Origin of the sequence: Cryobacterium sp. PAMC25264 (assembly GCF_019443325.1) — a bacterium.
Lineage (GTDB): Bacteria > Actinomycetota > Actinomycetes > Actinomycetales > Microbacteriaceae > Cryobacterium.
In genome coordinates this window covers 2,095,448-2,116,262 of record NZ_CP080383.1, presented here as the reverse complement: position 1 = coordinate 2,116,262, position 20,815 = coordinate 2,095,448, and the positions used below count along the sequence as shown (strand labels likewise).

The window sequence follows — 20,815 nt, the reverse complement described above, 5'->3', positions numbered from 1 at the left end:
CCGGTCAGGGCATTAAGTCACGCGTCGGCGGTGGGATTCCTTGGAGTGTCATGGGAAGCACATGGGAGCCCCAGCGAGCTTCGTTATGATTGTGCTGAATCGCACACATGCTGCAGCGGTCCGCCCCGGCGCACGGCTGAAACGCACGTTCAATCGCAAGGAGACGCTGCCATGGAATGGCTTATTCCGGTCCTCATCGTTGTTGTACTCGTGGTCGTCGCGGGTATCTATCTGTGGGCCACCTACAACTCGCTCATCACGCTCAAGGTGCGGGTGGACGAAGCGTGGAGCGACATCACCGTGCAGCTCAAGCGTCGTGCCGACCTGATTCCCAACCTGATCGAAACGGTCAAGGGCTACGCTGCGCACGAGAAGTCCGTCTTCGAGAACGTGACCAAGGCCCGCGCCGAGACGCTGTCCGCGCAGGGCCCGGTCGACGCCGCCGCAGCCGAGAACCACATGCAGACCGCACTCAAGAGCATCTTCGCGGTCGCCGAGGCATACCCGCAGCTGCAGGCCAGCCAGAACTACCTGCAGTTGCAGGGCGAACTGGTCGACACCGAGGACAAGATCCAGGCCTCCCGCCGGTTCTACAACGGTGGCGTGCGCGAGCTGAACACCAAGATCCAGGTCTTCCCGAACCACCTGTTCGCCAAGAACCTCGGCTTCACCCAGCGCGAGTTCTTCGAGGTCAGCGATGCCGCTGCCATCGCAGAGCCGCCGCGTGTGCAGTTCTGAGAATTCTCACCACGTGCTGTTCTGATCACTAGTTCGAAGAGGATCCATGTATAGCGCAATCGCGCGAAACAAACGCAACACCGTCGTCATCATCGTGCTGTTCCTGGTGATCATCTCCGGGCTGGGCTGGTTGGCCGGAGCGGCCTACGGTGTGCAGGGGCCCGGCGTTCTCATCCTCACCCTGGTCATCGCCGGCGGGTACGCGCTCATCCAGTACTTCGCCGCCGGACGCCAATCCATCGCCATGAGCGGCGGCATCCGAGTGAACAGCGTCACCGATCACCCGAGGCTGTGGCGCATCGTGGAGAACCTGTCGATCACCACGGGAACGCCCATGCCCGAGGTGTACATCATCAACGACCCGGCGCCCAACGCCTTCGCCACCGGCCGTGACCCGAAGCACGCCATCGTGGCGGCGACGACCGGGCTGCTCGACATCATGGATGACGCCGAGCTCGAGGGTGTCATGGCCCACGAGATCGGACACGTGCGGAACTACGACATTCGCGTGTCGATGATCGTGTTCGGGCTGGTCGTGGCCGTCGGGTTCATCTCCGACATCTTCCTGCGGATGGCCTTCTTCGGTCGCGGCAACAACAACAACGGCAACCCGATCGTGCTGGTCTTCGGCCTGGTCGCCATGGTCGTGGCCCCGCTGATCGCGTCGGTCGTGCAACTCGCCGTGTCGCGTCAGCGCGAGTACCTGGCGGATGCGACGGGCGCGCTGACCACCCGGCAGCCGGATGCCCTGGCAAGCGCCCTGGCCAAGCTGGGGGAATACGGTCGCCCGATGAGGAAGCAGAACACCTCGATGGCGCACCTGTGGATCGCCGACCCGCTCAAGCCCGGCGTGATGGACAAGCTCTTCGCGACCCACCCGCCGCTGAACGAGCGCATCGAGCGCCTGCACGCGATGGGCAGCAAGTTCTAACCAGCGCTGCCTGACCCAACTGTTGCCGAACGCGCGATGTCAAGCTGTGTGGAGTCACTTGGGTTAGATATTGACGGTTTCTTTGGGATGTTGATTCCGACGGTGCCGGCGGGTGCGGGTGTTGTCGGCCGGGCGCGGAATCGTTCTGGGTGCTGCCGGTGGTAGCGCTGCAGGGCGCGGTCACGGATGCGGTGAACGTGTCGCCAGGTGCCGTCGTGGACCTGCTGGGGTGAGAACAACGCGATGCCGGAGTGTCTGTGGTTCGTGTTGTACCAGGGCACGTAGTCCGCAAGGTGGTCACGTGCGGCTTGGAGGGTTTCGAAGGTGCCGGGGTAGTTGGGCCGGTATTTCATGGTGCGGAACTCGGACTCGGAGAACGGGTTGTCGTTCGAGACGTAGGGCCGGTTGTGTGTCTTGGCGACTTTGTGCGTTACGAGGAGATTGGCGAGTTTGTTCGAGCGCATCGCGGAGCCGTTGTCGGCGTGGACGAACTCGGGGCTGCCATGGTGCTGGAACGCGGTCTTGAACATGTCCACCGCGAAGTCGTCGTTCTCGCGGTCTTCGACGCGGGAGCCCATGATTTTGCGGGAGTAGATGTCGATGATCGAGTACGCCTTGAACGCTTTGCCCCGCCACGGGCAGCGCAGGTCGGTGATGTCCCACGACCACACCTGGTTCGGCCCGGTCGCGATCAGCACGGGCGTGTCCCGGGGCGTTCGCGATCCGCGCCTGGTGGGAACGAGTGGGCGGGCGCTCTGGTCCTCGATATCGGCAGCGATGCGCCACCACGACCGGCGCCCGGCGAGCATCACGCCGTCGTCCCAAGTCGACGCGAACGTGTGATCAACCGAATGCCCGGCCTTCCAGCCCGTGGTGATCTTCGCGGCGATCGTCGCCCGATCGGTTGAGGGGATGCGAGACAGATAGGCGCGGTCCTGCTGCAGCACCGGCTCAGGCACCCGGGCGCGAGGCCTGAGCCGGTACTGCCACGTCGAACGGCCGACGCCAGCCATCGCCAACGCGCGGCGTTGCGAGCCCGTCGTGCGTGTCAGCTCGGCCACGAGCTCGTTCTCCTGGGTCAGGAATTGGGCCGATCGGGCGTCGTCGGGGTATCTGCGGGCTCTTCCTCGCTCAGCGAGTGCAAGAGCCCGATAGCTTTTCCCAACGCGTTGTTGCTGCCCTCCAACTCACGCACCCGCGCGATCAACTCAGCAACTTCAGCCTCGTGCCTGGCCTGCTCAGCCGCACGCGTCTTCTCCAGCGCACTGCGCTTACCCGGTGGAATAGTCATGGAACTACCCTCTCGCGGAATCAACCCACGATCGAGATCGCCCGCGTACACCGTGTCCCGCCACCGAGCCAACACATTTCGTGACAAGCCCTGCTCCTCCAGCCACGGACGTTTCCGCCCATACGCCAACCCGTCGTACTCATGAACAAACGCGCGGATCTCCACCGCGGTAAACCCTGGAGATATAGACATTTCCTTTGCCTCCTACTGATCGTGAACTGACTCACAACCAGATTGACGCAGAGGGGAAGCGGACAAGTGCACCCGGTACGCCGGATGCACTTGTCCGCACGGGGAACAGATGAGGGTCAGCTCAGCCGCGGGACAGCTCGGCCGACAGGGCGGCGGCGAGGGTGCCGCGCGGCACCACCTCGATGCCGGACAGGCCCTGCCATGCCGCGGTGCTCCGCAACACGTCGGCCAGGCGGGCCGCGGTGTCCGCCGGGGCTCCCGGCTCGGCCCAACTGGCCTGCACGCGCAACACCCCGGCCTGCCGGTCGTTCTTGAGGTCGACCCGGCCGACGATGGTGTCTCCCAGCAGCACCGGCAGCACGTAGTAGCCGAACTGGCGCTTGTCCTGGGGCGTGTAGATCTCGATGCGGTAGTGAAAGCCGAAGAGGCGGAGCGCCCGCGCCCGCTCCCAGACCACCGGGTCGAACGGGCTGAGCACCGCTGCGGCATCGATGCGCCGGGGGAGCCGGGCGTCTCGGTGCAGCCAGGCGTCGCCCGGCGCGCCACCGCGGCCCCAGCCGGGTACCTGCACCCGCAGCAGCTCCCCGGCGTCTTCGAGCTCGGCAATCGCGGCCCTGGCGGGTTCGGTGCGCAGCCGGAAGTAGTCGGCCAGGTCTTTCACCGTGCCGATGCCGTGCGCCCGCGCCGCCTGAGAGATGAGCGCGCGGTGCGCGTCGGCCGCCGGCACCTGCCTGTCGAGCAGCGCCGTCGGAAACACCTGCTCGGGCAGCGCATAGACCCGCTCGAACCGCTGGCGGCCGCCGCTGACCACATCGCCCCAGCGGAACAGCGTCTCCAGGCCGATCTTCACGTCTGACCAGCCCCACCACGGGCCGCTGCGCCGGTTGGCGTCGTGCTCGATGGCGCTGGCACGCATGGGGCCGTTCGCCGCCAGCTCGCCCAGCAGCCACGCCAACATGGGTGCGTTCGCCTGCGACCAGTGCGCGTCGTCTGCGGCAGCCTTGTCCCGGTAGGCCTGCATGCGCCACCGGAACAGCGGCCAGTCCTCCACGGGAATCAGCGACGCCTCGTGCACCCAGTATTCGGTCAGCCGGGGGCTCGCACCGCTGCTGAGCCGGTCGAGCTGGGCCGTGTCGTACGGGCCCAGACGGCTGAATGCGGGCACGTAATGGCTGCGCTCGAAGACGTTGACCGAGTCGATCTGCAGCAGGCCCAGGCGCTGAACGAGGGCGCCGAGCTGACGGATGCCGACGGCGGCCGGAGCCGGACGGCCGAAGCCCTGGGCGGCGAGCGCCACACGGCGGGCGAGAGCGGGGGAGATCGTCTGGAGCACGCCTCGACACTACCGGCGGGCGACGACATCCGACGTTCACGCTGTGTTCAGCACCAGGGCGCATCGGGTCCATCCACCGCTCCTAGTCTGCTCAGCGACCACCCAGCTCACAACGGAGGAACCGTGCTTACCACCCGAACCCTGGCCGCCACCATTGCGGCGACCGCCATCGTCGCCCTCACCCTCACCGGCTGCGCGAGCGGCACGGCGGAGGCGACCGGCACCGACGGCGCCGTCGACGCCGCCACCGCGACGAGCGTCTCCGCCTTCGGCGACCTGGCCGCTCTCGAGGCCGCTGCCAACACCGAGGGCGCCCTGAACGTCATCGCCCTGCCGCGGGACTGGGCCAACTACGGCGCGGTCCTCGACCTCTTCGCCGAGAAGTACCCCGACATCACCATCACCGAGTCCGCCCCCGACGGCTCCAGCGCCGAGGAGATCCAGGCGGCCCAGAACCTGGCCGGCCAGGACACAGCCCCCGACGTGTTCGACCTCGGCCTGGCCGTCGCGCTGGCGAACACCGACCAGTTCGCGCCCTACCAGGTGGCGACCTGGTCGGACATCCCCGACGCCCTCAAGGAGGAAAGCGGCCTGTACGTGGGCGACTACGGCGGATACATGGCCGTCGGCTACGACCCCGACGCCGTTCCGGCGCCGACCAAGCTCAGCGACCTGCTCGGAGCGGACTACAAGGGCAAGGTCGCCATCAACGGCGACCCCACCCAGGCCGGTGCGGCCTTCGCCGCCGTCGGCATGGCCGCCGTGCAGAACAAAGGGTCGGTGGACGACTTCCAGGCCGGCATCGACTTCTTCGGCGACCTCAACGCGGCCGGCAACCTCGTGAAGATCGACCCGACCCCCGCCACCATCGCGTCGGGCGAAACTCCCGTCGTCTTCGACTGGGACTACCTCAACGTGGGCTACGGCACCCAGCTGGCCGGTGAGCGTAACTGGGAGGTCGTGGTCTTCCCCGGCACCGGATACGCCGGCTACTACAACCAGGCGATCAACAAGGATGCGCCGCACCCGGCGGCTGCGCGTCTCTGGCAGGAATTCCTCTACAGCGACGACGCCCAGAACCTCTGGCTCGCCGGCGGTGCCCGCCCGGCCCGCGCCGATGCCATGGCCGACGCTGGGACCATCGACACGAAGCTCTTCGATGCGCTCCCGACCGTTCCGGACACCACCGTGGTGCCCACGGCCGCTCAGAGCGAGGCCGCGGCGACGCTTCTCGGCGAGAAGTGGGCAGCGGCTGTCCAGTAGGTTCCGTGCACCGGCAGCAGCCCTCGGGCTGCTGCCGTTCGCGGTGTATGTGCTGCTCTTCCTCGCGCTGCCGACCCTGATCGCGGTCGGCACCGGGTTCATCGGTGCCGACGGCGGCTTCACCCTCGAGACCCTCGCCGCACTGGGAAACCCGATCGTGCTCAACGCTTTCGGCAGCTCGGTCTGGTTGTCCGCCCTCACCGCCGTGATCGGGGCGGTGCTGGGCGCGCTCGTCTGTTACGCGCTGCTCGGCGCCCGCCCGGACGGCGCGCTGCGCTCCACGGTCGATTCGCTCAGCAGCGTGATCGCCCAGTTCGGTGGCGCGATGCTGGCCTTCGCGTTCACCGCGACCATCGGCATCCAGGGCATGGTCACCGTGCTGCTGCGCGACACGTTCGGCATCGACATCTTCGCGGATGGCGTGTGGTTGTACGAACTGCCCGGCCTGGTGCTGCCCTACATCTACTTCCAGGTTCCCCTCATGGTGATCACGTTCATGCCCGCGCTCGCGTCGCTCAAGGTGACCTGGGCGGAAGCCAACGCCACACTCGGCGGCACGGCACGCAGCTACTGGCTGCGGATCGCGTTGCCGGTGCTCGCACCGTCGTTCCTGGGTAGCCTGCTGCTCCTGTTCGCCAACGCGTTCTCCTCGTACGCGACGGCAGCCACCCTGATCAGCCAGGGCGCTCAGATCGTGCCGCTGCAGATCCGCTCGGCGTTGACGAGCGAAACGATGCTCGGCCGGGAGAACCTGGCCGGGGCCCTTGCGCTCGGAATGATCATCGTCATGAGCGTCGTCATGACCGGTTACGCACGGCTGGCGTCTCGCGCGGCCCGGTGGCAGCGATGAGCGGCCAGGTGGCGCACGCGCCCACCCGGCTCACGCGCACCGTGATCCTCGTCTCCGTCGGTCTGGTCTTCGCGATCCCCATCCTCGCCATGGTCGAGTTCACCCTCCGCCGCGGCCTCGAAGGCGGCTACGACCTGCACCGCTGGACGGACCTGTTCCAGGGCGGCCTCACCGGCGCCTACCGCCCCGTTCTCGCCGCGCTCGGCAACTCCCTCGGCCTGGCGCTGGGCACCGTGGCGATCGTGCTCGTGCTACTGGTGCCGACCATGCTGCTCGTGCACATCCGGTTCCCGCAGCTGCGCCGAGTGCTGGAGATCATCTGCATCCTGCCGATCTCCATCCCGGCCATCGTGCTCGTCGTTGGCCTCGCCCCGGTCTTCTCGGTCGTGGCCCGGTTCGCCGGCAGCGGCGTCTGGACGCTGGCGTTCGCCTACGGCATCACGGTGCTGCCGTTCGCGTACCGGGCCATCCAGGCCAACCTCGACGGCGTCGACGTGCGCACCCTCAGCGAAGCGGCGCGCACTCTCGGCGCCGGCTGGGCCAGCGTGCTGCTGCGGGTTCTGGTGCCCAACCTCCGACGCGGCATCCTGGCCGGGTCGTTCATCGCCGTGGCCGTGGTGCTGGGCGAATTCACTATCGCATCGTTGCTCAGCCGGGTGAACCTGCAGACCGCCCTCGTGGTGGTCGGTAAAAACGACCCGTACAGTGCCGTGATCCTCTCGCTCCTGGCACTGCTGGCGGCCTTCGTGCTGCTGCTGGCCATCGGCCGGCTGGGCAGCGAGCGGCGCCGGAGCACAGCGGCGGCCGCCCCGACACCACTCACCCGAAGCGGAGACACCCCATGACCACATCGAGCCTGACCACGGTTCCGACCAAGACCGGGCAGACCCGCACCGGTTCGGTCGTCGAGTTCACCGGGGTGACCAAACGCTACGGCACCCACCTCGCCCTGACCGATTTTGATCTCACCCTCGCTGCCGGCGAACTCGTCGCGCTGCTGGGCCCCAGCGGCAGCGGCAAGACCACGGCCCTGCGGGTGCTGGCCGGGCTGGAATCGACCGACGCCGGACGCATCCTGATCAACGGCGACGACGTCTCGGGCCTGGCCACCAGCCGGCGCGACATGGGCATGGTGTTCCAGTCCTACTCCCTGTTCCCGCACCTGAGCGCGGGCGAGAACGTCGAGTTCGGCCTGCGGATGCGCCGGGTGCCGGCCGTCGAGCGCCGCGAGCGCGCCGCCGCGGCGCTGGCCATGGTGGGCCTGGACGCCCACTACGACAGGTTCGCCCACCAGCTCTCCGGCGGTCAGCAGCAGCGGGTGGCCCTGGCCAGGGCGCTCGTCACACAGCCCAGGGTGCTGCTGCTGGACGAACCCCTGTCGGCCCTGGACGCCAAGGTGCGGGTGGGGCTGCGCGAGCAGATCCGGCGCATCCAGACGGAACTGGGCATCACGACGCTCTTCGTGACCCACGACCAGGATGAGGCCCTCGCCGTGGCCGACAGGGTCGCGGTGATGCGTGACGGCCGGCTGGAACAGGTCGGCACGCCGGAGGAGCTCTACACCCGGCCAGCGACACCGTTCATCGCCGACTTCGTGGGGCTGAGCAACCGGATGGCCGGCGTGGTGCGGCACGGCTTCGCCGAGGTGCACGGTATCACCCTGCCGTTGCTCGACCCGTCCCAGGCGGATGGCCCGGTGCAGGTCTTCGTGCGGCCGGAAGACCTCACACTGGCCGCGGCCGGCCTGCCCGGTGACAGCCTCGCCGGCACCGTGCTGCTCTCCAGCTTCCTCGGCTCGTTGCGGCGCACGAGCGTGCTGCTCGAGCAGGGTGGCACCGTCGTCGTGCAGCACGACGTCCGGGAGCGCCCGGAGCCGGGGGAACGGGTTGTCGTGCGCTTCTCCGGTGCCCCGGTGCCGGTCGACCCGGACGGTGTCGACACGACCAGTGCACGGCCGACGCCGTCTTAGACTGTTTCGGTGAACACATCGTCGGGAAAGACCGGTTGGTTCGGGCGTCGAAACGGACCCCCGCGTGGGGCTGCTCGCGGAATCGTTCCCGCCGCGGGGGTGGCGGTGCAGCCGGTTCCCGCACACGGTGTCGCCGCCGACGCGCCCAACGGGGTCGACGAGAACATTCCCACGGGCCTTCGCCTCGCGGGCGCCTGGTCCTGGCGGTTGCTCGTGATCGCCGGCGCCATCGCGGTGCTGCTCTTCCTGGTGGTGCAGCTGCGCTTCATCGTGATCCCGCTCCTGGTGGCGGTGCTGGTGTCGGCCCTGCTGGTTCCCCTGGTGTCCTTCCTCACCCGGCACCGCTGGCCCAAGGGGATCGCCGTGGCCGTGGCGCTGATCGGCACCCTCGCCGTCATCGCGGGTCTGGTCACGCTGGCCGTGACGCAGATCGCGTCGGGTTCGGCGGGCCTGAGCGAGCGGTTCGCCGCCTCCTACGCGAACCTCACCCAGGCCCTGGCGACCTCGCCGCTGCAGCTGAGCAACGCCGAGATCACCGGCTATCTCAACCAGGCCGTCACGGCTCTGCAGGCGGATAGCCAGATCTTCATCAGCGGCGCCCTCTCGCTCGGTTCCTCTCTGGGGCACCTGGCCACGGGCCTGTTGTTGACCCTGTTCAGCCTGCTCTTCATCCTCATCGACGGTGCCGGCATCTGGAACTGGATCGTACGGATCTTCCCGCGTCGGGCCCGGGCCGCCGTGGCCGGCGCCGGGGCCGCCGGCTGGACGACTCTGGGCAACTTCGCCCGGGTGCAGATCCTGGTGGCCACGATCGACGCCATCGGCATCGGCGCGGGCGCCGCGATCCTCGGGGTGCCCATGGCGATCCCGATCGGTGTCCTGGTCTTCCTCGGCTCGTTCATCCCGATCGTCGGCGCCGTCGCGACGGGCGCCGTCGCGGTGCTCATCGCGCTGGTGTTCAACGACTGGTTCGTCGCCCTGCTCATGCTCGGCGTGGTGCTGCTGGTGCAGCAGATCGAGGGGCACGTGCTGCAGCCGCTCATCATGGGCACCGCCGTGAAGGTGCACCCGCTGGGCGTCGTTCTCGTCGTCGCCGCCGGCGCGCTGCTGGCCGGCATCCCCGGCGCCCTGTTCGCGGTGCCCGTGGCGGCCGTGCTGAACGTTATGATCAGCTACATCCATAGCGGCGCCTGGCGCGGGGGAGTGCCCCAGGCCGGCGCACCAGCCGGGTCGGTGCTGTGGCAGACCGTTCCGCAGCGGCCGGGTTTCCGGCAGCCGCGTGCGCTGCCCGCCGCGTCGAACACCCGATCACGAGAGACCAGTTCATGACAGACACTCCCACTGACCTGCTGATCGGTCCGACCCTTGCCGACTTCGAGGCCGCCCGCATCGTGGTGGCCCGCGTGGCCGACGTGACACCGATGGAAAGCTCCCGGTACCTCTCCACGATTCTGGGCTCGCCGGTGTACCTCAAGTGCGAGAACCTGCAGCGCACCGGGTCGTACAAGATCCGCGGCGCCTACAACCGGCTCTCCAAGCTCACCGACGATGAGAAGTCCCGCGGCGTCGTCGCCGCCTCCGCCGGCAACCATGCCCAGGGAGTCGCTTTCGCGGCCCGGGAACTCGGCATCGAGGCCACCATCTTCATGCCCGTCGGCGTGGCCTTGCCCAAGTTGCAGGCCACCCGTGACTACGGCGCCCAGGTGATCCTCCGCGGCCACACCGTCACCGAACCGCTCCTGGCCGCCGCCGAATACGCCCGGGAGACCGGCGCGATCCTGATCCCGCCGTTTGATCACCCGGATGTCGTCGCCGGCGCCGGCACCCTCGGCCTGGAGATCCTCGATCAGGTGCCCGACCTCGAGACGGTCATCGTGCCGATCGGCGGCGGTGGCCTGACGGCCGGCATGGCCAGCGTGCTCAAGCAGTACGCGGCCCGGAACGGCCGCAAGATCCGCGTGATCGGGGTGCAGTCCGAGAACGCGGCCGCCTACCCGCCGTCCCTCGCGGCCGGCGAAGCTCTCGCGATCGACATCACCCCGACCATGGCCGACGGCATCGCCGTGGCCAAGCCGGGACTGCTGAACTTCGACATCATCCGCGACGCCGTCGACGAGATCGTCACCGTGAGCGAAGACGACATGGCCCGGGCCCTGCTGGTACTGCTCGAGCGCGCCAAGCTCGTCGTCGAACCGGCCGGCGCCGTCTCGGTGGCCGCCATCCTGGCCGGCAAGATCACCGGATCAGGTCCCACCGTGGCGATGCTCTCCGGCGGCAACATCGACCCGCTGCTCATGCAGCGCGTGATCAGCCACGGCCTGTCCGCCTCCGGCCGGTACCTCACCCTGCGCATCATGCTGCCGGACCGTCCGGGCCAGCTCGCCCGCATCTCCGAGCTGCTGGCCGAGGCACGGGCCAACGTCATCGAGGTGCTGCACACCCGGCACGGCGTGGGCATCCAGATCAGCGAGGTCGAGATCGACATCAGCGTGGAGACCCGGGGTCCTGAGCACCGCCAGCACGTCGTCGACACGTTGCGCGCAGCCGGGTACGACCCGCGTACGGACTAGAGAGCGCGGGCGAGAACCGGTCCCTTAGCCGGTGAAGGTCTCCACGAGGTGGATCTCGACGGCGATCTGCTTGCCGTTGGGGGTCTCGTAGCTCGTCTTCGCGCCGACCTTGAGGCCGATGATGGCCTCGCCCAGCGGGCTCTTCTCGCTGTACACGTCGAGGTCGCTGTCTCCGGCGATCTCGCGGCTGCCGATGAGGAAGCGGCTCTCGTCGCCCGCGATCGTGGCGGTGATGATGGTGCCGGGCTCGACGACGCCCTTGCTCTCGGGGGCGTGGCCCACCTCGGCGGTGCGCAGCAGCAGCGTGAGCGTGCGGATGCGGGCCTCCATCTTGCCCTGCTCTTCCTTGGCCGCGTGGTAGCCGGCGTTCTCCTTGAGGTCGCCCTCGGACCGGGCGGACTCGATCTTGTTGGCGATGTCCACCCGCGCGACGGTGCTGAGAGTGTCCAACTCCGCAGCGAGGCGGTCGTAGGCCTCCTGGGTCAGCCAGGTGACCGAAGTTTCGGTAGTCATGGTTCTCTCCTTCTCGTGCGGATCGGTCAAGCGCCGGCAGATAGTGCGCCGATGGTACCGCCGCAGGGCGACAGCAGTCGCTGTGGCGGCCCTGGGCTGTGGCGGCCGTGGGCCGGGTTCAGCTGTAATACAACTGACGCCCCGACTACTGTCAGGGCGAATACATCAGTCTAGGTCAACCAGCAGCGGTAAATCAATCCGGTATTGCTCAGTTCGGTGGTGTGCAACACCTCGGTGAACGACCGGGTGTACTGGTCCGACGGCGGCAGGTCGATGACCGTCCACCCCACGACCGTGAAGCTCTCGTTGAGGGCCTGCACCGCGCAGCTGGAGGGGCTCCCGGTCGGCAGCGACACCTCGAAGGTGACACTGATGTTGTTCTCATCGATGATGCTGTGCCGGGTGTCCCTGGCCTCGATCGAGGGCCCGGCGCCGTCCAGACCGGCCCAGACCACCCAGGCCGTGAGGATCACCGCGAACGCGCCCGCGACGATCCACAACACCCGCCGGTCACGCAGCCGGGTGCCGGAGGTTCGCCCATAGCGTTTGTCGAGATTGCTGCTCACGGCCACTCAGACTCCACACTCACTCTTCAACGATTAGGCTTGGACCCAAGGTTAGCTGGCATTTCTGAGGAGTTTCATGACGCTGCGGCTCTTGGCAGTGCACGCCCATCCCGACGACGAGTCGAGCAAGGGCGCCGCAACATACGCGTACTACCGGAGCCTGGGAGCAGAGGTGCTCGTGGTGAGTTGCACCGGTGGCGAGCGGGGCAGCATCCTCAACGAGGACCTGACCCACCTGGCCATGGCCGAGCGGGACCTGTCCGGTCTCCGACGCCTCGAGATGGCGGCCGCTCAGAAGGCGCTGGGCATCCAGCACCGCTGGCTCGGCTATCAGGACTCCGGCATGCAGGACGACGGCGGGGTGCCCAAGAATTCCTTCGCGGACGTGCCGCTGGAGATCTCGGCCGAGCCGCTGGTGCGCATCGTCCGCGAGTTCCGCCCGCAGGTGCTGATCACCTACGACGAGAACGGCGGCTACCCGCACCCCGACCACATCCGCACGCACGAGGTGTCGCTGGAGGCCTTCCGCGCCGCGGCGGACTCCGACCGGTACCCGGACGCCGGTGAGGCCTGGCAGATCGAGAAGCTCTACTACGACCGCATCTTCAACCTCGAACGCATGGACGCCATGTACCTCGAGCTGAGCGTCACCGAGCCGGATTCCGAGCTGCTCGAGCCGCTCGCGAGCGCCAGGGAGCGGATGAGCGAATACCCGAACCTGGCGACCACGCACGTGCCCATCGGCGACTTCCTCGAGGTGCGCGACGACGCTCTCAAAGCGCACGCCAGCCAGGTCTCGCCCACGAGCAGCTTCTTTTTCTGGCCCAACGACATGGTGCGCAAGGCCTGGCCCTACGAAGACTTCCAGCTCATAGAATCGAAAGTTGACACCGTCATGCCCGAATCCGATCTCTTCGCGGGCGTCACCGACACGGTCGACGCATGAGTCTCATGCCCGCCCTGTCCCCGGTGCTCGACTTCATCCTCTCGAATACCCCTCCGCCGGAGTTCAACCCCGACACCGTCACGCCGGGCCCGTGGGGCTTCTTCGCGATCTTCTTCGTCGCGGCGGTGACGCTGCTGCTGGGCATGGACCTGGCCCGACGCATCCGGCGCACCAACTATCGTGCCGAGATGCAGGAGCGCCTGGCGGCCGAGGTCGCCGAGCGTGACGCCGCAGCGGGCGAGAAGAAGTCGGACGAGCTGTAGAACCTACGGGTAAAGCGGATGCGTCGCGATGATCAGGATCGCGACCCAGTGGCAGAGGAACGCCACCACGGTCAGGGCGTGGAAGATCTCGTGGAATCCGAAGACCCCGGGGATCGGATTGGGCTTCTTCAGGCCGTAGACGACGGCGCCGACCGAGTAGCAGAGCCCGCCGATCATGATCAGCGTCATCATCAGGGCGTCGGCCTGGAAGAAGTCGACGATGAACATCAGCGCGCCCCAGCCCAGCGCCAGGTACAGCGGCACGTAGAGCCAACGGGGAGCGTTGATCCAGAACACCCGGAAGGCGATGCCGAGCAGCGCGCCGCCCCAGACCAGGGACAGGAGCAGCACGGCCTTGTCCGGCGGCAACGCCAGCACCGTGATGGGCGTGTACGACCCGGCGATCAGCAGGAAGATGTTGGCGTGGTCGATGCGCTTGAGCAGCAGGCGCGTGCGCGGCTGCCAGGTGAAGCGGTGGTAGAGCGCCGAGTTGCCGAAGAGCAGCATCGAACTGGCCACGAACACCGCCGAGCTCCACCTGGCTGCCGGGCCGTCCGCCGCCAGCAGCAGGATGATGCCGGCCACGATGGTGACCGGGAACGTACCCGCGTGGATCCAGCCCCGCCAGGTGGGCTTCTCGGGGACGGGGTGCTCGATCTCGTCTTCGAGCAGGGGAAGATTCGGGATGTCGTCCGAGGGGGCCATGCTGTCAGGATACGGCAGCCCAGCGGGGTGCGCGGCGCGGACGCGGGCCGGATTGGGTTAGCGTAACTGTGTGCACATGCGGCAAATCACCCTCGGACGCGGACTCCTCTACCGGGTCTACCAGCGGCGGCTTCGCCGCGGGCTGACGTCGGCGGTCCTACCCCGCCACGTTGCCATGATCATCGACGGCAACCGGCGCTGGGCCAAGCAGCTCGGCTACGACTCCGCCGCGCACGGGCACCGCGCCGGGGCCGCGAAGATGCGCGAATTCCTCGAGTGGTGCGACGACCTGGGCATCTCCGTCGTCACTCTGTACCTACTCTCGGCCGACAACCTCACCCAGCGGCCCACCGAGGAGCTCGACGCCCTGTTCGAGATCATCGCCGACCTCGCCGAGGACCTCTCGCACTACCGGGACTGGAGGGTGCAGCAGGTCGGGTCGAAGAAGTGCCTGCCCGGGCCGCTCGAGGCCGCCCTGAGCGCCGCGGAGGCCCGCACGGGCGACCATCGGGGCCTGCACGTGAACCTCGCTGTGGGGTACGGCGGCCGCACCGAGATCACCGACGCCATGCGCAGCATCGTCGCCACCCACCACGCCCACGGCGGCACCCTCGATGACCTCGCCGAGACCCTCACCCCCGAGCTCATCGGCCAGCACCTGTACACGGGCGGCCAGCCCGACCCCGACCTGGTGATCCGCACCTCGGGCGAGCAGCGGCTGAGCGATTTCATGCTCTGGCAGAGCGCGCACAGCGAGTTCTACTTCGTCGAGGCGCTCGGCCCTGACCTGCGCCAGGTGGACTTCCTGCGCGCCCTGCGCGACTTCGCCAAGCGGCACCGCAGGTTCGGCGGATGAAGTCGGCCGAACCGGCTCTCACAGCCTACCTGGACGGCTTCACCGAAGACCCCGGCTACCTGGACTACGGCCGGATCGGGCCGCTTTCCCGCGCCGTCCTTGCCGAGAGCCTCGGACAGGGGGAGATCCTCGCTCGCGCCCGCTACGGCAGCCTCGGCCACTTCGGCGAGCAGGACCTGCGGATGCGCGCGGCCGTCGCCGCGCTCACCCGGTTCCGTGCCGACCAGGTCGTGGCGCAACCGAACACCAGCATGGGCCTCATGCACGCCATGTTCGGTCTCACCGGCGATGTGCTGCTCTCACCAGCGGACTTCCCCAGCCTGCCGTTCGCGGCCAGGCGCGCCGCGGAGGCCCTGCACGTCGCCACGCCGCTCTGGCTCGAGGCCGAGACCACGTCGGAGCGCGCCGGCCAGGTCACGCCCGGACAGGTGCGCGACCAGCTCACCCCGGGCACCGTCGCGGTGGCCGTGAGCCTGGTCGACTCCCGCACGGGCTTCCGCACCGACCTGGAGGGCATCCGCCAGGTCATCGGCGACAGACTACTCATCGTCGACGCCATCCAGGGCTTCGGCGTGGTCGACGCCGCGTACGAGGTAGCGGACGTGGTCGCCTCCGGCGGACAGAAATGGGCCAGAGCCGGGTGGGGCACCGGCTTCCTCGCCCTGAGCGACCGGGCCGTCGAGCGCCTCACCCCGGTGATGAGCGGCTTCACCGGCACCGTGCCGGCCGGCTCGGAGGAGCTGCCCTGGGATGATGTGCCGCCGCCCGTGCGCGCCGCGGCGGCGTTCGGGGTCACCAACGCCGACGGCATCGCCCAGGCGAGGCTCGCGAGCGCGCTCGAGGAGATCCAGGCCGTGGGCGTGGACGTCATCGAGAGTGCCGTCGCGGCCAACACCGAACGCCTGATCGACCTGGCCGACGAATTCGGCATCGGTGTGTCCAGCTCCCGCGATGCCCGGGAACGCGCCGGCATGGTCGTGCTGCAGCCGCCGGCCGAACGTCTGACCGCGTTGGGCGCCGCCCTGCACAACCACGGCCTCACGACCACCGTGCGGTCCGGCAGCGTGCGGCTGAGCGCCCACGCGCGACTCGCCGAGGAGACGATGGACATGCTGCGCGCGGCCTTCGTCGCGTACACCGCGGCCGAGCGGTACTGAGCCGCCGCACCGATTCGCGTCCGGTTCGGCCCGGATTAACGTCTGATGACGTTGGGCGTGTCGCCTTTCCAATTCTCGACTGACCGACGTACCTTCGACTCATCAGGTACGGCACCTGATCGAGACGGCCACATAAGTACGGCTCGAGAAAAAAGCTTGTGGTCGCTCGCCAACAAATCCGCACCTCACGGTGCGGGGTGGGAGTGGTTGTGACCGCTAATCGAACCGACTACCTGAACACAGATCTCCGGAGTGCGGAGCAGACACCGTCAGGGGTCGACCAAACCGAGCGCACCTTCGTGCTGGACACCTCGGTTCTCCTGTCCGATCCCAAGGCCATCTTCCGTTTCGTCGAGCATGCCGTGGTGCTGCCCGTCGTTGTCATCACGGAGCTGGAGTCCAAGCGCAACGACCCGGAAATCGGGTACTTCGCCCGTCAGGCGCTGCGGTACCTCGACGAACTCCGGGTGAAACACGAACGCCTCGACTTCGCCATCCCGGTCGGGGACGGCGGCAGCCTCAGGGTCGAACTCAACCACTCGAACATGTCGGTGCTGCCCAGCGGCTTGCAGTTGGGCGACAACGACTCGCGCATCCTCGCCGTGGCCATGAACCTGGCCAACGACGGGCTTGCCGTCACCGTGGTCTCCAAAGACCTGCCGCTGCGGGTGAAGGCCGCGTCGATCGGCCTGACCGCGGACGAGTACCGGCACGAGCTGGCCGTTGACTCCGGCTGGACGGGCATGGACGAGATCACCCTGAGCGCCGAGCAGGTGAACGACCTGTACGACACAGAGTCGCTGCAAACCCGACTCGTGCAGGACATGCCGGTCAACACGGGCCTGGTCATCCACTCCGACCGCGGCTCGGCGCTCGGCCGGGTCACCGGGCGGGGCGAGCTGCGGCTGGTCCGCGGTGACCGCGACCTGTTCGGCCTGCACGGCCGTTCGGCCGAGCAACGCCTGGCGATCGACCTGCTGCTCGACCCGGAGATCGGCATCCTGTCGTTGGGAGGGCGAGCGGGAACGGGGAAGTCCGCGCTGGCCCTCTGCGCCGGCTTGGAAGCCGTGCTGGAGCGCCAGCAGCACCGTAAGATCATGGTGTTCCGGCCGCTCTACGCGGTGGGCGGCCAGGAGCTCGGCTACCTGCCGGGCGACGCGCAGGAGAAGATGGGCCCGTGGGGCCAGGCAGTCTTCGACACGCTCGGCGCCCTGGTGAGCGAGAACGTGCTTGAGGAGGTCGTCGAACGCGGCATCCTCGAGGTGTTGCCGCTCACCCACATCCGCGGACGAAGCCTGCACGACGCGTTCGTGATCGTCGACGAGGCCCAGTCCCTGGAGCGGAACGTGCTCCTGACGGTGCTCAGCCGCATCGGGCAGAACTCGCGGGTGGTGCTCACCCACGACGTGGCGCAGCGCGACAACCTGCGGGTGGGTCGCTTCGACGGGGTCGCCAGCGTGATCGAGACGCTCAAGGGGCACCCGTTGTTCGCCCACATGACGCTCACCCGGTCGGAGCGGAGCGCGATCGCCGCCCTGGTCACGGAGATGCTGGAGGGCAACGAGCTGGCCTGAATGGCGAAGAGGGGCGAACCGGATGCGTCAGCATCCGTTTCGCCCCTCTTCCGTGCGAACCTACCGCGGCGGCCGCGTCATGCTCAGCACATCGAGCGCCACATCGAGCTGCTCGAGGGTGACCTCGCCGCGCTCCACGAAGCCGAGGTCGATGACAGCCTCCCGCACGGTGAGGCCCTGGGCCACGGAGTGCTTGGCGACCTTGGCGGCGGCCTCGTAGCCGATCACCCGGTTCAGCGGCGTCACGATCGACGGAGACGACTCGGCCAGCGCGCGGGCGCGGTCCAGGTTGGCCTCGAGGCCGTCGACGGTCTTGTCGGCGAGCACCCGGGCGCCGTTGGCGAGCAGCCGGATCGACTCGAGCAGCGCCGTGCCCATCACCGGGATGGCGACATTGAGTTCGAAGGCGCCGGACGCACCCGACCAGGCGATGGTGGCGTCGTTGCCGATCACGCGGGAGCAGACCATGAGCACCGCCTCGGGGATGACCGGGTTGACCTTGCCCGGCATGATCGAGGACCCCGGCTGCAGGTCGGGGATGCTGAGCTCGCCGATGCCGGTGTTGGGGCCGGAGCCCATCCAGCGCAGGTCGTTGCAGATCTTGGTCAGGCCCACCGCGATGGTGCGGAGGGCGCCGGAGGCGTCGACGAGGCCGTCGCGGTTGGCCTGCGCCTCGAAGTGGTCGATGGCCTCGGTGATCGGCAACTCGGTCTCGAGGGTGAGCAGCTCGATCACCAGCTGCGGGAAGCCGGCCGGGGTGTTGATGCCGGTGCCCACGGCGGTGCCCCCCAGCGGAACCTCGGCAACGCGGGGGAGAGCGGTGCGAACCCGCTCGATGCCGAGGCGCATCTGGCGGGCATAGCCGCCGAATTCCTGGCCGAGGGTGACGGGTGTCGCATCCATCAGGTGGGTGCGGCCGGCCTTGACGGCCGTGGCCCACAGCTCGGCCTTGGTCTCGAACGCCACGGCGAGGTGATCGAGCGCCGGGATCAGGTCGTCGATGAGGGCGCTCGTGACGGCGATGTGCACGGAGGTGGGGAACACATCGTTGCTGGACTGCGACGCGTTGACGTGGTCGTTGGGGTGCACGGGGCTGCCGAGGCTGCGGGTGGCGAGGGTGGCGAGGACCTCGTTCATGTTCATGTTCGAGGAGGTGCCGCTGCCGGTCTGGTACACGTCGATCGGGAACTCGGAGTCATACCGGCCGGTGATGACCTCATCCGCCGCCGCGGCGATGGCGTCGGCGATGGTCGCATCGAGCACACCCAGGCGGGCGTTGGCCAGGGCCGCGGACTTCTTGATGCGCGCCAGCGCGGCGATCTGGGCGGACTCGAGCACGGAGCCCGAGATCGGGAAGTTCTCCACCGCCCGCTGCGTCTGCGCGCCGTAGAGCGCCGCAGCCGGCACCCGCACCTCGCCCATCGTGTCGTGTTCGATCCGGTAGCTGGATGTCCCGGCCTGAGTTGAAGTGTCCACCACGGTGTGTCTTACCTTTCGATTGGAGAAGAAGCTCGCAGCGTCTAAACGACGCCGACGACGATGTCGGGTTCGGCGCGGCCCTCGAGGAGCCGGTAGTTCGCGCCGACGATAGCCAATGTACCTTCCGCGATGGCGGCGCTGATCATCTCCGAGCGCTGCACCAGCTCGGCGACGGTGTCCCGCAGGTGCTCACGGCCCACCAGTGACGCGTCGACGCTCTCCGGGTCCAGCGGCCCGGTCGTGGGCCCGCCGACCCGGCGCACGGCCGGCACGATCTTCTGGATGATGCTGTCGATGTGCGGGGGAAGCTGCTCGGCGTCCAGTCCCTGCGAGTCGATGGCGGCCCGCACGGCGCCGCAACGGTCGTGGCCGAGGACCAGAATGAGTGGGACCTTGAGCACGGCCACGGCGTACTCCAGCGAGCCGAGCACCGAGTCGGAGATGACCTGGCCGGCGTTCCGGACGACGAACAGGTCGCCCAGGCCCTTGTCGAAGATGATCTCGGCGGCCAGGCGGGAGTCGCTGCAGCCGAACAGGGCGGCCATCGGGGTCTGGGCGAAGGCGGTCTCGGCGCGCCGGTCGACGTCCTGACGCGGATGCTGCGGGTCGCCGTTCACGAACCGCTCGTTTCCGCTGGCGAGATCGTTCCAGACGGTGGCGGGGCTGAGGGAGGGAGGAGTGGTCATTGGCTGGCCCCTGACTGGTTGGTGGTCTGGTTGGCGGTGATCTGTGCGGACAGTGCTCCGGCGACCACGGCGAGTTCGTCGTCATCGGCGGTGCCCACGAGCAGGTAGGTGCTGTCGCCGGCCTCGGTGACGAGGGCCGACTCGAAGTTGCCCTGGTCGGCGGCCGGCGCGGGTTGCGGTAGACGTCCCACTGCACGTCATCGATGGTGATCGTATCGGAGGGGGTGACCTTCTTGAGCTGCTCGGCGAGCCAGGTGGGATTCGCGTTGACGGCCTGGGTGAGCGCGATGAACTCGTTCCGGGGCGTGATCAGCCCGATGTACCAGCTGGACACGCCGTCGCTGCCACCGGCGCGCCACTCGGCGGCGTTGGCGCTGAAGCCCGGAGGCAGGGCGGGGGAGACGAGCGGCTCGTCGACACCCCGTTGCACCTGCTCGGCGACCGCGGTGTAGTCCACCGCGCGGTCGAGCGGGGTGTCGCTGCGCGGAACTATGAGCACGAGCACGATGACGGCGCCCACGGTCGCCAACAGGGAGAAGACCAGGTTGTTGATGGTCTTCCGCGACCGGTAGTTGCGCGAATTCGTGGCGAGGCGCGTGGCGCGCTCTTCGGCGGTCTCCGGCCGGCCAAGCTCCGCGACGACCCGCGGTGCGCGAGCCGGACGGGGGGTTCGGGGGGTGCGGCTCATTCCGCGGCGGCCGCTCCGCGGGCGGCGTCCAGGCGAGCCTTGGCTCCGATCAGCCATTCCTCGCAGCGGGTGGCGAGGGCCTCGCCGCGTTCCCAGAGCGCGAGGGACTCCTCGAGGGTGGTTCCGCCCTGTTCGAGCACCGAGACCACCCGGATCAGCTCGTCCCTGGCCTGCTCGTAGCTGAGCGAATCGACAGTGGGCATGTCGCCGGGGGCGGAGGTGGGGGTGGAAGCGGGCGAAGTCAT

23 protein-coding genes and 1 pseudogene are annotated in these 20,815 nt (G+C 68.3%); 13 read left to right on the top strand and 11 right to left on the bottom strand.

Translation table 11 applies throughout. The features are described 5' to 3' along the window. Positions 1 to 171: 171 nt before the first annotated feature. Both KY500_RS09755 and KY500_RS09750 read left to right on the top strand, forming a co-directional pair. Positions 172 to 738, top strand: a complete 567-nt coding sequence (locus KY500_RS09755; protein WP_219900399.1) for a LemA family protein — start codon at positions 172 to 174, stop codon at positions 736 to 738. A gap of 46 nt (positions 739 to 784) precedes the next feature. Continuing rightward, entirely contained in the window at positions 785 to 1,669 is an 885-nt protein-coding gene (locus KY500_RS09750) for a M48 family metalloprotease (protein ID WP_219900398.1), read from the top strand. Here the strand turns inward: KY500_RS09750 and KY500_RS09745 are convergent. The 3 genes from KY500_RS09745 to KY500_RS09735 all read right to left on the bottom strand — a co-directional run bounded on the left by KY500_RS09745 (position 1,666) and on the right by KY500_RS09735 (position 4,485). After that, a complete protein-coding gene (locus tag KY500_RS09745) occupies positions 1,666 to 2,730 on the bottom strand; it encodes a DDE-type integrase/transposase/recombinase (protein ID WP_219900397.1) in 1,065 nt (354 codons plus the stop codon). The two genes, KY500_RS09750 and KY500_RS09745, sit on opposite strands and share 4 nt — an antisense overlap. A gap of 17 nt (positions 2,731 to 2,747) precedes the next feature. Next, positions 2,748 to 2,960, bottom strand: a complete 213-nt coding sequence (locus tag KY500_RS19280) for a hypothetical protein (RefSeq protein WP_255579138.1) — start codon at positions 2,958 to 2,960, stop codon at positions 2,748 to 2,750. 313 nt (positions 2,961 to 3,273) lie between these two features. Continuing rightward, entirely contained in the window at positions 3,274 to 4,485 is a 1,212-nt protein-coding gene (locus tag KY500_RS09735) for a winged helix-turn-helix domain-containing protein (protein ID WP_219900395.1), read from the bottom strand. A gap of 123 nt (positions 4,486 to 4,608) precedes the next feature. Here KY500_RS09735 and KY500_RS09730 point away from each other — a divergent pair, with 123 nt between their 5' ends. The 6 genes from KY500_RS09730 to ilvA are packed head-to-tail and all read left to right on the top strand — an operon-like array spanning position 4,609 to position 11,137. Further along, positions 4,609 to 5,748: an ABC transporter substrate-binding protein gene (locus KY500_RS09730; RefSeq protein ID WP_219900394.1), complete on the top strand. Its 1,140-nt coding sequence runs from the start codon at positions 4,609 to 4,611 to the stop codon at positions 5,746 to 5,748. Then, positions 5,645 to 6,598: an ABC transporter permease gene (locus KY500_RS09725; RefSeq protein WP_370626788.1), complete on the top strand. Its 954-nt coding sequence runs from the start codon at positions 5,645 to 5,647 to the stop codon at positions 6,596 to 6,598. The genes KY500_RS09730 and KY500_RS09725 overlap by 104 nt, the downstream gene beginning before the upstream one ends. Further along, positions 6,595 to 7,443 (top strand): ABC transporter permease, encoded by an 849-nt coding sequence (locus KY500_RS09720; protein ID WP_219900393.1) that lies wholly within the window; start codon positions 6,595 to 6,597, stop codon positions 7,441 to 7,443. The genes KY500_RS09725 and KY500_RS09720 overlap by 4 nt, the downstream gene beginning before the upstream one ends. Next, the gene (locus KY500_RS09715) at positions 7,440 to 8,567 is read left to right on the top strand and encodes an ABC transporter ATP-binding protein (RefSeq protein WP_219900392.1); all 1,128 of its coding nucleotides are present in this window, start codon (positions 7,440 to 7,442) and stop codon (positions 8,565 to 8,567) included. Before KY500_RS09720 ends, KY500_RS09715 begins: the two co-directional genes overlap by 4 nt. A gap of 9 nt (positions 8,568 to 8,576) precedes the next feature. After that, a complete protein-coding gene (locus tag KY500_RS09710; RefSeq protein WP_255579137.1) occupies positions 8,577 to 9,896 on the top strand; it encodes an AI-2E family transporter in 1,320 nt (439 codons plus the stop codon). Continuing rightward, a complete protein-coding gene (gene ilvA / locus KY500_RS09705; RefSeq protein ID WP_219900391.1) occupies positions 9,893 to 11,137 on the top strand; it encodes a threonine ammonia-lyase in 1,245 nt (414 codons plus the stop codon). Before KY500_RS09710 ends, ilvA begins: the two co-directional genes overlap by 4 nt. 24 nt (positions 11,138 to 11,161) lie before the next feature. On the opposite strand, the gene greA is transcribed toward ilvA, so the two are convergent. Beyond that, positions 11,162 to 11,650 (bottom strand): transcription elongation factor GreA, encoded by a 489-nt coding sequence (gene greA / locus KY500_RS09700; protein WP_066596572.1) that lies wholly within the window; start codon positions 11,648 to 11,650, stop codon positions 11,162 to 11,164. Positions 11,651 to 11,820: 170 nt separating this feature from the next. Further along, entirely contained in the window at positions 11,821 to 12,216 is a 396-nt protein-coding gene (locus KY500_RS09695; protein ID WP_219900390.1) for a DUF4307 domain-containing protein, read from the bottom strand. Positions 12,217 to 12,292: 76 nt separating this feature from the next. On the opposite strand from KY500_RS09695, the gene mca reads away from it, so the two are divergent. After that, complete coding sequence (gene mca / locus KY500_RS09690; RefSeq protein ID WP_219900389.1) at positions 12,293 to 13,162, top strand: mycothiol conjugate amidase Mca; 870 nt, start codon at positions 12,293 to 12,295, stop codon at positions 13,160 to 13,162. Beyond that, positions 13,159 to 13,425 carry a hypothetical protein gene (locus tag KY500_RS09685; protein ID WP_219900388.1) on the top strand — a complete coding sequence of 89 codons (267 nt, stop codon included), beginning with the start codon at positions 13,159 to 13,161 and terminating at the stop codon, positions 13,423 to 13,425. The genes mca and KY500_RS09685 overlap by 4 nt, the downstream gene beginning before the upstream one ends. Before the next feature lie 3 nt (positions 13,426 to 13,428). Here KY500_RS09685 and KY500_RS09680 read toward each other — a convergent pair whose 3' ends face one another. Then, positions 13,429 to 14,130 carry a hemolysin III family protein gene (locus tag KY500_RS09680; RefSeq protein ID WP_219900387.1) on the bottom strand — a complete coding sequence of 234 codons (702 nt, stop codon included), beginning with the start codon at positions 14,128 to 14,130 and terminating at the stop codon, positions 13,429 to 13,431. A 76-nt stretch (positions 14,131 to 14,206) separates the two neighbouring features. On the opposite strand from KY500_RS09680, the gene KY500_RS09675 reads away from it, so the two are divergent. The 3 genes from KY500_RS09675 to KY500_RS09665 all read left to right on the top strand — a co-directional run bounded on the left by KY500_RS09675 (position 14,207) and on the right by KY500_RS09665 (position 17,717). Next, positions 14,207 to 14,986 (top strand): isoprenyl transferase, encoded by a 780-nt coding sequence (locus KY500_RS09675; RefSeq protein WP_219900386.1) that lies wholly within the window; start codon positions 14,207 to 14,209, stop codon positions 14,984 to 14,986. Next, positions 14,983 to 16,143 carry an aminotransferase class V-fold PLP-dependent enzyme gene (locus KY500_RS09670; RefSeq protein ID WP_219900385.1) on the top strand — a complete coding sequence of 387 codons (1,161 nt, stop codon included), beginning with the start codon at positions 14,983 to 14,985 and terminating at the stop codon, positions 16,141 to 16,143. The genes KY500_RS09675 and KY500_RS09670 overlap by 4 nt, the downstream gene beginning before the upstream one ends. 233 nt (positions 16,144 to 16,376) lie before the next feature. Continuing rightward, on the top strand, positions 16,377 to 17,717 hold the full coding sequence (locus KY500_RS09665) for a PhoH family protein (RefSeq protein WP_255579935.1): 1,341 nt from the start codon (positions 16,377 to 16,379) through the stop codon (positions 17,715 to 17,717). A 60-nt stretch (positions 17,718 to 17,777) separates the two neighbouring features. On the opposite strand, the gene KY500_RS09660 is transcribed toward KY500_RS09665, so the two are convergent. The 5 genes and pseudogenes from KY500_RS09660 to KY500_RS09645 form a co-directional block, all read right to left on the bottom strand. Further along, positions 17,778 to 19,196 (bottom strand): aspartate ammonia-lyase, encoded by a 1,419-nt coding sequence (locus KY500_RS09660; protein ID WP_219900384.1) that lies wholly within the window; start codon positions 19,194 to 19,196, stop codon positions 17,778 to 17,780. A 41-nt stretch (positions 19,197 to 19,237) separates the two neighbouring features. Further along, positions 19,238 to 19,882 carry a carbonic anhydrase gene (locus KY500_RS09655; protein ID WP_219900383.1) on the bottom strand — a complete coding sequence of 215 codons (645 nt, stop codon included), beginning with the start codon at positions 19,880 to 19,882 and terminating at the stop codon, positions 19,238 to 19,240. Further along, on the bottom strand, positions 19,879 to 20,073 hold the full coding sequence (locus KY500_RS19275) for a hypothetical protein (RefSeq protein WP_255579135.1): 195 nt from the start codon (positions 20,071 to 20,073) through the stop codon (positions 19,879 to 19,881). Before KY500_RS19275 ends, KY500_RS09655 begins: the two co-directional genes overlap by 4 nt. 32 nt (positions 20,074 to 20,105) lie before the next feature. Then, a pseudogene (locus KY500_RS09650) lies at positions 20,106 to 20,570 on the bottom strand (DUF4245 family protein); the annotation flags it as partial. Further along, entirely contained in the window at positions 20,567 to 20,815 is a 249-nt protein-coding gene (locus KY500_RS09645; protein ID WP_370626787.1) for an exodeoxyribonuclease VII small subunit, read from the bottom strand. The pseudogene KY500_RS09650 and the gene KY500_RS09645, both read right to left, overlap by 4 nt.